Below are 15,598 nucleotides of genomic sequence, written 5' to 3'. Positions count from 1 at the left end.
ACCAGGGAGGTTCGCACATGTTAAAAAAACAAAGAAAAATGATGCTGCTAACGCTCGCAGCAAGCTTATCTGTAACTTCTCTTGTCGCTTGCTCTTCGAAAAGTACAGACTCAGGAAGCAGCGCAGCTCCAAGCACCGCCTCAGCAGCTCCAGCATCAGCTGGACCAAAACCGGAGTTAAAATCGCTTCAAGTCTGGCAGCAGGAAGATTACAACACATATCCCGTAGCTAAATTCCTTGAAGAAAAGACCGGCTACAAAGTGAAATACGATATGATGCCACAGGACAAGCCTACAGACAAGCTGAACATCTTGATTGCTTCCGGAGAACCTTATGATGCTATTACTACAAACGGAACCGCAGACTTCAAAGCGCTATATGCAGATTATGCGAAAAAAGGAGCTTTAACGGACTTAGGGCCGTTGATCGACAAATATGGACCGAATATTAAAGCGGCAATTGATCCTAACGCCCTGGAAGCTGCAAAAGTAGATGGTAAACTATATGCAATCCCAACCAAAACGCTTCCCTCTGCAGGCGAAAGCTTGTACATCAGGCAAGATTGGCTTGATAAAGTAGGTATGAAAGCGCCTACAACATTGGATGAGCTCGTTGCCGTTCTGAAGGCCTTCAAAGAGAAAGATCCTGGCGGAAACGGAGACAAGAATATTCCGTTAACGATAAGAGGCGAAGCGATGTTCATTAATAACATCGTCGGTGCTTTTGGCATATCGACCTTCTGGAATGATGTGAATGGCAAGCTAACACCGCGAGTTCTAGACCCTGCCTACAAAGATTATGTGACCTTTGCCGCTGATCTCTTTAAACAAGGCTTGCTCGACAAAGAGTTTGCCGCTAATAAAGATGCTACCGCTAAAGAGAAATTCACAAGCGGAAGAGCAGGCATGATTATGCTTCACTGGGCTGACGTACCTGTCATTGCTGATGCATTGGCTAAAAATATCCCTACTGCGAAAGCTAACTTTATTCCAGCGCTAAAAGGTAAAGATGGAAAATCCGGGTTAACCGCACCATCAGGCTTTGACCGTATCACTTTTATACCTAAAGCTTCCAAGCATCCTGAAGATGCGATTAAGTGGATGAACGCTAAGCTTGAAAAAGAAACCTTCAAGACCATGGCGATTGGCGAAGAAAATAAGCATTATACGTTCAAGGATGGCGCATATACGCCGATTCAACCGATCTTCACTGATGAGCGCAATAGAGCGAACAACTTCTTGATGGGTACGGACGACACAAACTATCCGACTTACTGGCAGGCACGTGTTCGTAAGGATATGCGTTTGTTCGATGCTTGGAACTTCATGAACACGATTCAACCGGCGAATACCAGAATCAAAGATCCACTAGGCTTCGCTCCTTACTTGCCTGAGTTCTCTAAAAACTTCCAACAGTTGAACACAATGGTGGGAGACTATACGACGAAGCTGATTTTCGGAGCTGAACCATTAAGCGGTTTGGACGCATTCATAGCTAAATTTAAATCATCTGGCGGAGATGTAAGCTTCAAAGAAGTCAACGATTGGTATGCAACTGTAAAGAAATAAGTATCTTGGAAAACCAAAAAATCATTTAACTTAATCAGTTTGATTAGCAAATAGACCGCTACTGCGGTTTATTTGCTTTTGTCTGTTATTAAATGATCTTCGATGGAGGTATAAAAGCTAAAGGGAATTTGGAAAAAAGGAGATGTAGACCCCGTAAAGAAGTAGTGCTAAGTTTAAAACAACGCCAACTCAACTATTGTCACTTACGTGAGGAGATAACTTCCATGAATACAGCGATCCGCCGCATGCAATCCTTGTTTTTCTACCCAAAAAGAAATCTCCGCGCGAAGCTGTTTCTATTTTTTCTAATTGTCGCCATTATTCCGCTCAACATTCTCGGTTACTTGTCGTACGCCAAATCGTCGCAGATCGTACAAGCACAAATCGGTCAGTACGGGCAATCCGCCGTCAATCAGCTGCAAGCACAGCTCGACACGTACGCCAGCCAAATGCAAATGACCTCGCGCTATATTTATTCCTATTTGCTCGACCCGCTCAACAATACACTCCATGAAGAGGAGCCGAGCAGCTACGCGAGCTTTCTCGATCAAAAAAACTTCGAGCGGTTTCTCGATGCACATAAGACGATGGACTCAACGGGCATCTATCTCATCACGCAGTCGGGCTATTACTACGGCTCTCCGCAAATTAATGTCGATCGGCTTCGTCAGTCAGACTGGTGGAAAGCGATTCCTAGCGGGCTGCACGGCGAATATTGGACGGGCTTCCACGCGCCGGATTATTATATCGCCCGTAATTTGAATTTGCCGGATCAGGTAATGGGATTCGTCTTTCCGCTAAGCAGTCAGTATGGGACGTTCACGAACGGATTTATTTTCATCGAGGTAGATGCAACGAAAGTGCTCGATTCGTTTCGGATGCTGGAAGGAGAGCTGCATTCGTTCGTATCCATCCGTGATGCGTCCGGAAGAGCGATCTACGATACTCCGAAAGCGGCAATGTCCAAAGACGATGATCTTGTCTGGACGAAAACGCTCGAATCGAATAAATGGACGGTGGAAGTCCGAACGCCCTATGAACAGGTGTATCGCTCCGTTAATGTTATTCAGCCGCTGACGGCCTTTGTTATAGCGGGAACACTTTTACTAGCGCTTATCGTATCGTTTCTGTTTTCCTCGCAAATTACGAAGCGGATCAAGCGGCTCAAAAACAAAATGGAGCTCGTCGGCATCGGTAAGCTGCATTCGCGAATCGATCTAGGATCCGAAGATGAGCTCGGACGATTAGGTAATAGTTTCAACAGCATGGTCGAGCAAATTCAGACGCTTATTCAAGAGGTAACGAAGAAAGAACAGCTGAAGAAGGAAGCCGAGCTGCGAGCATTTCATTACCAAATCAATCCCCATCTGCTTTTAAACACGTTGAACTCGATCCAATGGCAGGCAAAGCTCAAAGGGGACGATGAAATCAGACAAACGATTTATCATCTGACGAAGGTGCTGGAAGGCAGTCTCATTACGACTCAGGAGTTAGTTCCTTTGCATAAGGAACTGCGCACCGTCGAGCATTATTTGAAAATACAAGAAGTGCGCTACGGAGGCGCGTTCGAATTTCAATCGAGCGTCGAGGAGGAACTGAACCATTATCTGATACCGCGCATGACACTGCAGCCCTTGCTCGAAAACTGTTTTTTTCATGGATTTGAGGATGGGGAAGGTACCATCAAGTTAACGGTCGCCAAACATAAAGGCGAGCTGATGCTCGTTCTTGCCGATAATGGCGAAGGGATACCGGAACAACGATTGGCAACGCTGCTTGACGAACAGATGCCGAGGTCGGGTCGGGGAGGACTAGGCTGTTTCAACGTGGATCAGAAGTTTAAGCTGCATTTTGGCGAGCAATATGGCATGAAGATCGAGTCGCAGGAAGGAAATGGGACGACGATTACGATTCGTTGGCCAATGAAGGAAGAAATTCGGGAACCCCATAACCCACTTTCAAACAAATTGCCAGATGGTTCGGACAAAATGGCACATAGCCCTGAAAAGTTCGAATAAGTTGACACTACATTCCGAACAAACCGCCATTTTGAAACGCTTACAATCCTCGTATAATGAGAGCACAGGCAAGGGACATAAACAGGGGGAATGTAAAGTGAAGAGAAATAAACAACTCACGCTAGCAGCGCTCTGCATGGTTGTTGGGCTGACGACTGTGCTTTCTGGCTGTACCAACTCGAAGCAGCAAGATGAAGTCGGCGGTTCTGGTGAGAAGACGAAAGTTGTCGTCTGGATTTGGGAAGATGCCAAGAACGTGATCGATTTGAACATGCCTGCCTTCAAGCTTAAGTACCCGAATATCGATGTCGATCTGCATGTGCTGGCTCAGGCGGACGTTTATCAGAACTTCTTGATCGCAGCGAGCTCCGGCGACGCCGTTCCGGACGTTGTGAATTTGGAAACGCTGCGTTTGTCCCAAATGGTGCAAACGGGCGGCCTGCTCGATATCAGCAGCAAAGTAGCGCCTTATAAGGATAAAATGAACGCCTACAAGTGGGCGGATGCGACGAAAGACGATAAAGTTTACGCGATGCCGTGGGATAGCGGACCGGTTGTCATGTTCTATCGCAACGATATGTTCAAGAAGGCGGGACTGCCGTCCGATCCGAAGGAAGTCGCGTCGCAATTGCAGACGTGGGACGACTACATGCGGTTTGCCAAACAGCTGAAGGAAAAAACGGGCTATGCGATGATGGCCGATTCCAAGACGAAGACCGACGCCACGTTCTTTGGCCAAATGCTGTGGCAGCACGGACTCTGGTATTTCGGACAAGACGGTTCGGTACAGCTCGACAATCCGGAAGTCATCAAGATGGGGCAATACTTCGTCGATATGGTTATACAAGGGTATGTGTATGAAGCGAAACCGTGGAGCGATGCTTGGTACAACTCGTTTAAGGAAAACAAATTCGCCACGGTCGTAGGCGCTTCCTGGTACGATGCTCTGCTTCCGACGCAGATCGATCCGGAGGGCAAAGGCAATTGGTCGGTCGCTCCGATGCCGAAATGGTCGAAGGACGACAAATACGCAAGCGCCATCGATGGCGGCTCGAACTTAGCCATCAACAAAAACTCCAAGCACCCGGAAGAAGCTTGGAAGTTTATCGAATTTATGCTCGGGAGTTCGGACTCTCAGCTGAAAATGATGAAGGAAGGCGGACTGTTCCCTTCGCTTGAAACAACGTACAGCGATCCTATTTTCCAGGAAAAAGTACCGTATTTCAACAATCAGCCGGTCCGTCAGCTTTATGTAGACGCGGTGAAAAAGGTTGCGCCGATCGTATACACAAAAGATTATCCGCTAGCCAATGAAATGGTCATCAACGCCTTTGCTGAAATATTCCTCGACAACAAATCGGTGGAAAGCGTCTTCCAAAAAACGGCCACGCAGCTTAGGCAAAAAACAGGCCGCAAGTAATTCCAAGGCAGCATATAAGCATATCGCAAAAAAATGTATAAGCAGCAGCCTTCGCTCCGTGGAAGACATCATGACATACGACAAATAAACGGAAATGAAGGCTCTTTGCTGTACAAAGAAAACGCTTTCAATTAAATGCTTGCGAAGTCATTTTTGCACTGCGCAACGCAAAACGCTTAGGAGGAGGCACGATGCAGAGTCCGTATTGGAAATGGCAATTGAAAACCGCGCCATACGCGTTCGTCGCTCCGTTCGTGGTCAGTTTTTTGCTATTTACACTATCGCCGTTTGTTTATTCGATTTACTTGAGCTTTACGAAATGGCACGGCCAAGCAGAGAAGGAGTTCGTCGGATGGACGAATTATATCAACGTGCTGCAAAGCGGCGATTTTTGGTATTCCGTGTTCAACAGCGTGATCATTTTCATGCTTTACGTTCCGATCATGCTGCTGCTTGCGCTCGTCTTTGCCGTATGTCTCAGCAGCGGCTTGATGAAAGCGAAAGGTTTTTTTCGCACTGTCTTTTTCATTCCGAATATTACTTCTGTCGTCGCCATATCGTTTGTCTTCCTGCTTATTTTTAACACGAGCAATGGTGTGCTTAACCAGCTACTGCTATCGGCTGGACTGATCCATTCACCGGTTCCATTTCTGGAGACGCCGGGGTGGGCGCGGATTTCGGTCGCTTTGCTCGTTATTTACCGCTGGACGGGGTACAACATGATTCTACTGCTTGGCGGCTTGCAAAATATCCCGAAATCACTCTATGAATCGGCGAAGGTGGATGGAGCGAATGCGCTGCAATCGTTCATCTACTTGACAGTGCCAATGATGAGAAAGCTGCTCGCCTTCTGTACCGTTCTTTCAACGCTTGGGACGTTCTCACTGTTTACGGAGCCGTTCATCTTAACGAACGGAGGACCGGCTAAAGCGACAACGACACCCGTCGTGTTGATTTACAAGGAAAGCTTCCAAAATTTGAATTTTGGATACGCATCTACATTAGCGATGTTTTTCTTTATTCTAATGTTAATTATTTCAGTGGTTCAGCTGCGGCTGTTCCGCGATAACGATTAAGAGGGGAGGGTGCATGATATGAACAAAAGGCAAACGGCCCTCTCTGGTCTCTTGTTTGTGCTGTTTTTAGCGATAGCGGCTCTGTTTCTATTTCCGTTTGTATGGATGCTCAGCTCGTCGCTCAAGGCGAGGAGCGATATTTTCGTGACACCCCCGGTGTGGATTCCTAGTGTCCTGCACTGGGAAAACTACACGCAACTTTTTACGGAGAAACATTTTGGAAATGTCATCCTGAACAGCTTGTTTACAGCAACTACAGGAACGGCGGGCGCGCTCTTGTTTTGTTCGCTAGCGGGATTCGCCTTTGCCAAATACAAGTTTCGTGGTAAAGGTCTTTTGTTCGGCCTGGTTCTAGCTTCGCTGATGGTGCCAATGGAGTCGGCGATGATTCCCCTGTTTATGATTTACCGTAAGCTGGGACTAATCGACAGCCTTTGGGGCGTTCTTTTGCCCAGACTGACGAGTGCATTCGGTATTTTTTACATGCGGCAGTACTGTGCTTCTATCGAAAACGAGCTGTTGGAAGCAGGCAGAATCGACGGTTGCTCCGAGGTGCGGATGTACTTCCGCCTCATCGTTCCAATCCTTCTGCCTGCGTTCGCGTCGCTTGGCATCATTTTTTTCGTGGAAGAGTGGAACAATTTTCTGTGGCCGACGGTTTTACTGCGCTCGCCTGAGCATTTGACGATCGCCGTTGCGATCCGCTCTTTGGAGGCGGGTGTACGCACCCCGTACAACCTAATCATGGCAGGCTCGGTCATCAGTATTTTGCCAATGCTTGCGATTATATTCATTTTCCAGAAGCAGCTTATATCAGGGCTTATGGACGGCTCCGTGAAAGGTTAAAATAGTGTTAGCAATCCGTTTGGACTGTATAGGAGGCGACACTGTTGGCAGATAAATCGATCAAGGTGCTTATTGTAGACGACGAACTTATTGTTCGCAAGGGGCTTCGCGCAACAATCCCTTGGGAACGTTTCGATATGGAAGTGGTGGCGGATGCAGCTAACGGCCTGAAAGGTTGGGAGGCGTTCGTGGCGTACAAGCCAGATGTCGTCATTACGGATATCGTGATGCCGAAGCTGAATGGGTTGGAGTTGGCGCTGAAGGTGAAGGAAGTCGCTCCGGAGACGAGTGTGCTGCTGCTCAGTTGCCACGAGGACTTTGCTTACGCGAAGCAGGGACTCAAGCTCGGAGCATCTGGTTATGTGCTGAAGACGGACATGGACGAAGAGGAAATGGAGTCATACCTGAGGCAGTTTCAGGAGCTGTTCCACAAGAGACAGCGGCTGCAGGGTGAACACTCCGAAGATGCCGCCCTGGATGCGAAAGACCAGATCGCCTATATTGGTGCGTGGCTTGGCGGTTTTTATTCTGCCGAGGAGATGGAGAAGCAGCTGCGAAAGTGGCTTGATAGCGACTGGGCCTGGATGAAAACAGGCTGCGAGGTTTATGGGGTTGTCGGCGAATTAGAACGGATGCAGGACGATGAATGGGAACCAGCGCCGGGACAAAGACACATCCGCATCCCATGCGGCTCGGAAAAGCAGTTGTTCGTTTGCAAGGAAGATACGCCCGGCGCACTAGAACTGAAATGGAAGGAAGCGAAAAGTCGGATCGGATCACTTAGCTGGACGCGAAGTGGTCCGGTTACCGATTCGCACAGTTGGATGAAGGCTGTAAGCGAGACGTATGCGGATATGCAGTCAAATTCGCTATACGATCAAGCGGCAGGGAGCTGGCCCGAGCCGATCTCCAAGGCGGTACAGCTTCTTACGTCCGGGGAATCCGTAACCTGGTCGGTTGCCGAGCTGGCCTACCGGGTCGGGCTTAGTCGGAGTCATTTTAGCACGCTTTTCAAAAAGTCGGTAGGTGAAAATTTCATCGACTTTCAAGCCAAATACAAGCTGCAGAAGGCAGATGAGCTGTTACTTAACACCGGGCTTACGGTGAACGATATTTCCGATCAGCTCGGAATGATCGACGCGAATTATTTTAGCAAATGGTTCAAACGGTGTACAGGTATGACGCCGAGCCAATACCGAGCGAACAAAAAGACGAATTTGACCGGACAAAAAGGCACCTGAAGGGCGAGAACAAGCTCTTGTGAACGACAATTTGGCATAAAAATGGCGTTAGAATTCCGTTCTTTTGCAAGCCGATTCCCTTTATACTAACAGCAATTCTAAGCGCAATCATTAATAAAATACTATCATGACGGGGGGCGAGGACGTTGAAAACCGGAATTCGGGCGTTAACGAACGATTGGGAGAACTTGCAGGTGCTGCAGCGAAACAGGATGAAGCCGCGCAGCTACTTTCAATCTTATACGACAAGAGAAAGCGCTCTCACCTATGAGAGAGGGAATTCTCCCTGGTATCGTTTGTTGAACGGGACGTGGAAATTTGCGTACGCGGAAAGCCCGGCGAGCGCGCCGGAGTACTTTCATACGGAGGACTACGAGGATGACGGCTGGGACCGGGTGGAAGTGCCGGGCATGTGGCAGCTGCAAGGCTATGGAAAACCGCATTACACGGATTTGCACTATCCGTTCCCCGTAGACCCGCCGTATGTGCCTTCGGATAATCCGACCGGCTGTTATCGCAAGTCTTTTCATGTTCCGCAGATGTGGGACGGCAGGCAAATCGTGCTCCGATTTGAAGGCGTGGACAGCGCGTTTCATCTTTGGGTGAACGGGCAGGAGGTCGGCTACAGTCAAGGAAGCCGTTTACCGTCGGAATTCGATATTACCCCTTTTGTACATTCCGGCTCGAATACACTTGCGGTGCGGGTCGTTCAATGGTCGGACGGCAGTTATATGGAAGATCAAGATATGTGGTGGCTAAGCGGAATTTTTCGTGATGTTAGTTTGTTTGCAAGACCGCAAGTGCAGATTCGGGATTTTACGATTCGGACGGATTTGACGGAAGAGTATACGCACGGTTTGTTAGCCATCAAGGCAAGTATCGCAAATTTGCTTGAAGATGAGATGGCTGGATACATGCTGAGTGCGCAGCTATTGGACGCTTCGGGCACTGCCCTGATTGGCGCCATACAGTCGAACAATGTGACATTGCCCAGCGGGGCAGAGCAAGTCGTGGAGCTTCAACTGGACGTGGCGAATCCGCAGCTGTGGTCGGCAGAGGATCCGCAGCTTTACAATCTGCTGCTCACGCTGACCAATGCGGAGGGACAGGACTTAGAAATCGTTCCGCAGCGCATCGGTTTCCGCCAGGTTGAGCTGAAGGACGGCAACTTTTATGTGAACGGTGTTGTCATCATGCTTAATGGGGTGAATCGACACGACCATCACCCGGAGCTCGGACGCATCACGCCTTTCGAGACGATGCTGCAGGACGTGCTTCTGATGAAGCAGCATAACATCAATGCGGTACGGACAGCGCATTATCCGAACGATCCGCGCTTTTACGATTTGTGCGATGAGTACGGCTTGTACGTGATGGATGAGGCGGATCTGGAGACGCATGGCTTCGAACCGCTCGGCAACATTAGCCGCATTAGCGACGATCCCGCGTGGAAGGAAGCATACGTGGATCGAGTACAGCGGATGGTGGAGCGGGATAAGAATCATGCCTGCATCATCTTCTGGTCGCTCGGCAACGAATCCGGCTTCGGCTGCAATTTCATGGCGATGGCCGATTGGTGCAGGGCGAACGATCCGACGAGGCTGATTCATTATGAAGAAGATCGAGAGCTGAAAGCTGTTGATGTCAGCAGTACGATGTATTCATCGGTCGAAAAGCTGACCGCACTTGCCGAGGAAGAAGGCTATGCGCTGCCGCATATCATTTGCGAATATGCGCATGCGATGGGCAACGGTCCAGGGGGACTAACGGAGTATCAAGAAACGTTCCGTAAGCATAAGCGGCTGCAGGGCGGCTTCGTGTGGGAATGGATCGATCATGGACTAAAGCAGACTACGGAAGACGGCAAGACATATTATGCGTATGGCGGAAATTTCGGCGATGTGCCGAACAATGCGAACTTTTGCTTGGATGGACTTATTTTCCCTGATCGCACGCCTTCGCCAGGCCTGCTCGAATACAAGAAAGTCATTGAACCGGTACAAGTGAAAGAGGTCGATTTGAGCCTCGGTTTGCTGGAAATTACGAACTTATACGATTTTATATCTCTAAATGGGCTTGAACTGTTCTGGTCGGTGTATGGGGATGGCAAGCTGCTGGATAGCGGTTCCCGGGAATTGCCGCACATTCCGGCACAAGGGAATGCAACGATTGAACTGCCGATTGCGAATGGATCGCGAATTTCAGAGGTGCACTTGGATTGCCAGCTTACATTGAGTTTTTGCTTGAACAAGGATGTTCTCTGGGCGAAAAGGGGTCATGAAGTGGCGACGGCGCAATTTCAACTGACGGCACTGACGGCAGGGATGCAAACAAACGATCAGCGGGATGCGTTAGACAGAACTGAGCCTAGGGTGGATAATGCCGAGCCGTTAATGTGTACGACATCCGGGCACTTGCTGGCGATTACGGGGCCGCAGTTCGAGCTCGTATTCGACCAGCTGAAAGGGACGATTCAGAGGTGGAGGTACGAAGGTACGGACGTTATTGCGACGGGAAAAGGTCCTGTACTAAGCTTCTGGCGGGCGCCGATCGACAACGATATGTACATCGTGGAGGAATGGCGCAAAGCGCATCTCGACAGACTGCAGCATCGCGTAGAGCGGGTGGAATGGGAGCAAACAGGAGCTTCGACGGCCATCGTTAGAACGTACGTTCGAATTGCTCCGCCAGTTCATGATTATGGGTTCCGCTGCACGTATTGTTATACGGTTTCCAGCAGCGGTGAAGTCCGTATTGAGGTTGAAGGCGAGCCTGATGGACCTGGGAAGCTGCCGAGCATGCTGCCGAGAATCGGCCTCCGGATGGAGCTGCCGGGTAATCTCAACTGCGTGAACTGGTACGGCAGGGGACCTGGCGAATGCTATAGCGACAGTAAGCGGGCCAATTTGATTGGACTCTACCAAGCTTCCGTCGATGAACTGTATACACCGTACGTATTTCCACAGGACAACGGCAATCGAACGGATGTTGCTTGGGTGTCGCTTACTAACGTCCGCGGCATTGGGCTGCTTGCAGTCGGAGAGCCGCAGCTTGAGTTTTCCGCTCATCGTTATAGGGCCGAAGACTTTGAGAAGGCCAAGCACAGTACGGAGTTAGCGCCGAGAGATACGATTACGCTGAACCTTGACTACCGGCAAAATGGGCTCGGCAGCAATAGCTGTGGTCCTGCCCAGCTTCCTGCTTATGCATTGAAGGCTGAAAAGTTCCGATTCGAACTCGCGATCACACATTATCATAAAGAAATGATTTCACCAACCGCATTAGCGAAAAAAGGAGCGACGACAAAATGAACAAAACATGGGACGCACTCAATTTGACAGGGAAAGTAGCGGTAGTGACGGGAGGCGCTTCGGGAATCGGATTGGCGACAGCCACCATGCTCGCTGAGTTCGGTGCGAATGTCATGCTTCTGGACATTAATGAGTCCCAAGGACAGGCCGCTGCGGCAAGTATCGTGGAAGGCGGCGGGAAAGCTGCGTTCTATTCATGTAACGTGACCTCTGGGGAAGACTGCAAGCGAACAGCCGAAGCCATTATGCGCGACCACGGCCATATCGATATATTGTTCAACAATGCGGGTGTCATTCGCCGCAAAACGGTTGTTGAGTTAGAGGAAAAGGATTGGGATCTTGTGATTGATGTCTCACTCAAGGGAGTGTATCTGCTCTCTAAATATATGATTCCGTTCATGGCGCAAAGCGGCGGCGGAAGTATCATTAACACCGGCTCCGGCTGGGGGCTCAAAGGCGGAGATAAGGCGGCCGCCTATTGTGCGGCAAAAGCTGGCGTCGTCAATCTGACGAAGGCGATGGCAATCGACCATGGCCAAGACAACATTCGTGTGAATTGCGTCTGCCCAGGAGACACAGATACGCCTCTATTACGGGACGAAGCGAAGCAGCTCGGACAAGAGGAAGGCTCGTTTCTCGTATCGTCAGCGTCGGGACGCCCGCTTGAACGGCTCGGAACACCGCGCGATATCGCAAGTGCCGTGCTTTTCTTAGCTAGCGACTTATCCACATGGGTAACGGGGAGCGTGCTTGTTGTTGATGGCGGCGGTTTGGCATAATACAAACTCATAAGGAGGCAGCTATAGATGAATACGAACGATAGAAAGAAAGTACATCCTTATATCCCTAATACAGTGCCCGACGTACAGCGGCAAATGTTGGACGAAATAGGCGTACAGCGTATCGAAGATTTATACGAGATCATACCAGATTCGCTGAAATTGAACCGAATGATGGACCTGCCCCCGGCTCTAGGGGAATATGAGCTGCAGCGCTATGTGGAAGGATTATTGGCTAAAAATAAAAGCATCAAAGACGTCGTCAGCTTTCTTGGCGCTGGCTGCTGGCCGCATTTTATCCCAGCTGTTTGCGATGAGATCAATCAGCGCTCCGAATTTGTGACGGCCTATGCGGGTGAACCGTACGAAGATCACGGCCGTTTTCAGGCGCTGTTTGAATACCAAAGCTTGGTTGCGGAGCTAGTTGATATGGACGTCGTTAACGTTCCAACGTTCGACTGGCCGCAAGCGGCTTCGACTTCCTTGCGGATGGCTGGCCGAATTACGGGTAGGAAGCACGTTTTGATGCCGCGTAATATTGATTCTGAGAAGCTGATGGTGATTGCGAATTACATTCATCCTGATTTGTCCTATAGCTTCGTCGATTACGTTGGCGAGACAGGCGAGCTGGATATGGCAGACCTGCAAAACAAACTGAACGAAGACGTAGCGGCTGTTTACTTTGAAAATCCAACCTTCCTCGGCGTTATTGAGTCACAAGGGCAGCAGATTGCAGACCTGGCGCATAGCGCAGGCGCGTTGTGTGTCGTCGGCGTTGATCCGAGCTCGCTCGGCGTGCTAAAGCCGCCAAGTGGGTACGGCGCGGACATCGTCTGCGGCGAATTGCAGCCGCTCGGAATGCATATGAACTATGGCGGTGGTCAAGCCGGGTTCATCGCGACACGGGATGAAGAAATATTCGTTATGGAATATCCATCCCGCTTGTTCGGGATCGCTCCGACGATCGTTGAAGGTGAATATGGCTTCGGGGACGTAGCTTACGACCGTACTTCTTTTGCCTTGCGCGAAAAAGGAAAAGAATCGGTCGGTACACAAACTGCGTTATGGGGCATTACGGCAGGCGTCTATCTCGCACTGCTCGGACCTCACGGCATGCAGGAGCTTGGCCAGACGATTATGCAAAAGTCACAGTATGCGGCAAAGCTGCTCTCGGAGATCGATGGAGTTGCAGTGCGTTTTGGGTCGCCGTTCTTTAAAGAATTCGTCGTTGATTTTACGGAAACGGGCAAGAAGGTTGAAGATATTCATCGCGCCCTGCTAGCACTAGGTATACAAGGCGGCAAAGACTTATCGGGCGATTTTCCCGCTCTTGGCCAGTGTGCCCTTTACTGTGTGACCGAAGTGCATGCGCAGGAAGAGATCGAACAATTAGTTCGCGCGATTTCTGCTTGTGTAGTATGTTCAGCAGAAGGAGTGATGTCCGTATGAAACGTATACGCAGAGAAAGCAAGGTAAGAAACTTTCATCAGGCTAAATGGGATGAACCCGTTATTTTCGAGCTCCATAAAGAAGGCGAGCGCGGGGTACAAGTGCCGCAAATCGAAGCGGCGATCGCCTCGGCGGTAGGTGACGGAGTCTCGGCTATCCCTGCGTCGATGCGCAGGACAGAGCTGCCGAAGCTGCCTGAAATCGGTCAAGCGAAGGTGCTTCGCCACTATTTGCGACTTTCGCAGGAAACGATGGGCTCCGACTTTAACGTAGAAATCGGTCAGGGCACATGCACGATGAAATACATCCCGCGCATCAACGAGATGATGATCCGCACGCCGAAGTTGGCGGAGCTTCATCCGCTGCAGGATGTTAGTAACGTTCAGGGTATTCTGGAAGTGTTCTACAAGCTGGATCTCGCCATGCGCGAAATTTCCGGCATGGACAAATTTTCGTTCCAGCCGAGCAGCGGCACGCAGGCACTGCTAGCGATGGCTTCCATCGTCCGTAATTATCATGAATCACGCGGGGAGGGGGATCAGCGTGACGAAATCATTACGACGATCTTCTCTCACCCGTCGCAGGCGGCTACCGCTGCAGTCAAGGGCTACAAAATCATTACATTGTACCCGGACGCGGACGGATTCCCAGATATCGAGGCGCTCAAGAAGGTCGTTTCCGACCGTACGGCGGGCTTTGTCGTTGCCAATCCGGAGGACACCGGAATTTTCAACCCGAGAATCAGAGAGTTTACGGATATCGTTCATGCCGCAGGAGGCATTTGCTATTACGACCAAGCGAATGCAAACGGGCTGCTCGGCGTGACACGGGCGAAGGAAGCGGGTTTCGACATGTGCTTCTTCAACCTGCACAAAACGTTTGCGGCACCGCATATGTGCGGAGGTCCGGCGACGGGAGCGCTTGGCGTCGTGAGCGAGTTGATTCCTTTTATGCCAGGTCCTATTGTAGAGCACGAGAATGGCGCATATGTGTTGAACCGGACGGGCGACAACAGCATCGGCAAAGTGCGTATTTTTCATGGCGTCTCACAGACTGTGCTAAGAGCCTATGCATGGATTCGCGCTCTCGGACCGGAAGGATTGCTGAACGTGGCGCAGACGGCTGTCCTTAACAACAACTATTTGTATCATAAAATATTGCAAATTCGCGGTGCATCCGCTCCGTACGTAAAGGGCAACCGCTTGGAGCAGGTGCGTTACAGCTGGGAGCAGATGGCACAGGAAACGGGCGTTACGACGGAGGATGTGACGCACAGAATGTGCGATTTCGGTCTGCACTATTGGACCAGTCATCATCCGTACGTCGTCCCGCAGCCGTTTACTTTGGAGCCGACGGAGTCTTACTCCAAGGAAGACCTCGACGAATATATCAACGCGTTGGCGCAAATTTCGAAGGAAGCCTACGAAAGTCCGGAAATCGTCAAAAATGCGCCAACACGCAGCACCGTGCACCGCATTGACCATTCCAGCTTCGACGATCCGAAGGAATGGTGTATTACCTGGCGGGCTTATCTGAAGAAAACACAAGCGGACTAACCTTATGTTCTCCCCACAATAGATAGGTAGCTTTATGATGAAAAAGAGCCTTCAGATCCACTTTCGCGGTGGTTTTGAAGGTTCTTTTTGCTCATATTTTGGGAGCATCTTAAGGGCCTTAGCTTGGCAAGCTAAGAAATTTGGGTTTCTGTTAGTGATGAGGGCTAATGTTGTACAGAGTTTTCTTCTCTCGAAGCTGTTGTTGTTGTATAAAGTGCAACAATTTAGCCTAATTTCATGCCAATAAGCTATTTTCGGGAGAAAATGTTGTATTCCGTGCAACAATCGCGGGGAAAACGCGGATTTTCCAGCCAAATGTTGTAGAAAATACAAC

At 49.9% G+C, this 15,598-nt stretch carries 10 protein-coding genes; all 10 read left to right on the top strand.

Annotated features, from left to right (window positions below; translation table 11 throughout):
* Positions 1-17 precede the first annotated feature (17 nt).
* The 10 genes from GC098_RS23825 (at position 18) to gcvPB (ending at position 15,264) form a co-directional block, all read left to right on the top strand.
* Positions 18-1,568 carry an extracellular solute-binding protein gene (locus GC098_RS23825; RefSeq protein ID WP_246358895.1) on the top strand — a complete coding sequence of 517 codons (1,551 nt, stop codon included), beginning with the start codon at positions 18-20 and terminating at the stop codon, positions 1,566-1,568.
* Between the two features lie 224 nt (positions 1,569-1,792).
* Positions 1,793-3,586 (top strand): sensor histidine kinase, encoded by a 1,794-nt coding sequence (locus GC098_RS23820; RefSeq protein ID WP_246358894.1) that lies wholly within the window; start codon positions 1,793-1,795, stop codon positions 3,584-3,586.
* Between the two features lie 97 nt (positions 3,587-3,683).
* Positions 3,684-5,006, top strand: a complete 1,323-nt coding sequence (locus tag GC098_RS23815) for an ABC transporter substrate-binding protein (RefSeq protein WP_312880310.1) — start codon at positions 3,684-3,686, stop codon at positions 5,004-5,006.
* A 191-nt stretch (positions 5,007-5,197) separates the two neighbouring features.
* Complete coding sequence (locus GC098_RS23810) at positions 5,198-6,082, top strand: carbohydrate ABC transporter permease (RefSeq protein WP_171645707.1); 885 nt, start codon at positions 5,198-5,200, stop codon at positions 6,080-6,082.
* Between the two features lie 18 nt (positions 6,083-6,100).
* Positions 6,101-6,928: a carbohydrate ABC transporter permease gene (locus GC098_RS23805; RefSeq protein WP_171645706.1), complete on the top strand. Its 828-nt coding sequence runs from the start codon at positions 6,101-6,103 to the stop codon at positions 6,926-6,928.
* A gap of 44 nt (positions 6,929-6,972) precedes the next feature.
* Positions 6,973-8,169 carry a response regulator transcription factor gene (locus tag GC098_RS23800; protein WP_171645705.1) on the top strand — a complete coding sequence of 399 codons (1,197 nt, stop codon included), beginning with the start codon at positions 6,973-6,975 and terminating at the stop codon, positions 8,167-8,169.
* Between the two features lie 146 nt (positions 8,170-8,315).
* Positions 8,316-11,480, top strand: a complete 3,165-nt coding sequence (ebgA, locus tag GC098_RS23795) for a beta-galactosidase subunit alpha (RefSeq protein ID WP_246358893.1) — start codon at positions 8,316-8,318, stop codon at positions 11,478-11,480.
* Positions 11,477-12,259 (top strand): SDR family NAD(P)-dependent oxidoreductase, encoded by a 783-nt coding sequence (locus GC098_RS23790; RefSeq protein ID WP_171645704.1) that lies wholly within the window; start codon positions 11,477-11,479, stop codon positions 12,257-12,259. The genes ebgA and GC098_RS23790 overlap by 4 nt, the downstream gene beginning before the upstream one ends.
* 27 nt (positions 12,260-12,286) lie before the next feature.
* Positions 12,287-13,708, top strand: coding sequence for an aminomethyl-transferring glycine dehydrogenase subunit GcvPA (gene gcvPA / locus GC098_RS23785; RefSeq protein WP_171645703.1), 1,422 nt, complete (start codon positions 12,287-12,289; stop codon positions 13,706-13,708).
* Positions 13,705-15,264 carry an aminomethyl-transferring glycine dehydrogenase subunit GcvPB gene (gene gcvPB / locus GC098_RS23780; RefSeq protein ID WP_171645702.1) on the top strand — a complete coding sequence of 520 codons (1,560 nt, stop codon included), beginning with the start codon at positions 13,705-13,707 and terminating at the stop codon, positions 15,262-15,264. Before gcvPA ends, gcvPB begins: the two co-directional genes overlap by 4 nt.
* Positions 15,265-15,598: the final 334 nt, after the last annotated feature.

The sequence above is a fragment of the Paenibacillus phytorum genome, from assembly GCF_013141715.1.
Taxonomy (GTDB): domain Bacteria; phylum Bacillota; class Bacilli; order Paenibacillales; family NBRC-103111; genus Paenibacillus_E; species Paenibacillus_E phytorum.
Note: the sequence above shows the minus strand (reverse complement) of the source record. Positions and strands in the feature narration are given on the sequence as shown.

Coding starts and splice junctions, on each gene's coding strand:
- GC098_RS23825 (WP_246358895.1), top strand. CDS start 18: ATGTTAAAAAAACAAAGAAAAATGATGCTGCTAACGCTCGCAGCAAGC.
- GC098_RS23820 (WP_246358894.1), top strand. CDS start 1,793: ATGAATACAGCGATCCGCCGCATGCAATCCTTGTTTTTCTACCCAAAA.
- GC098_RS23810 (WP_171645707.1), top strand. CDS start 5,198: ATGCAGAGTCCGTATTGGAAATGGCAATTGAAAACCGCGCCATACGCG.
- GC098_RS23805 (WP_171645706.1), top strand. CDS start 6,101: ATGAACAAAAGGCAAACGGCCCTCTCTGGTCTCTTGTTTGTGCTGTTT.
- GC098_RS23790 (WP_171645704.1), top strand. CDS start 11,477: ATGAACAAAACATGGGACGCACTCAATTTGACAGGGAAAGTAGCGGTA.
- gcvPA (WP_171645703.1), top strand. CDS start 12,287: ATGAATACGAACGATAGAAAGAAAGTACATCCTTATATCCCTAATACA.
- gcvPB (WP_171645702.1), top strand. CDS start 13,705: ATGAAACGTATACGCAGAGAAAGCAAGGTAAGAAACTTTCATCAGGCT.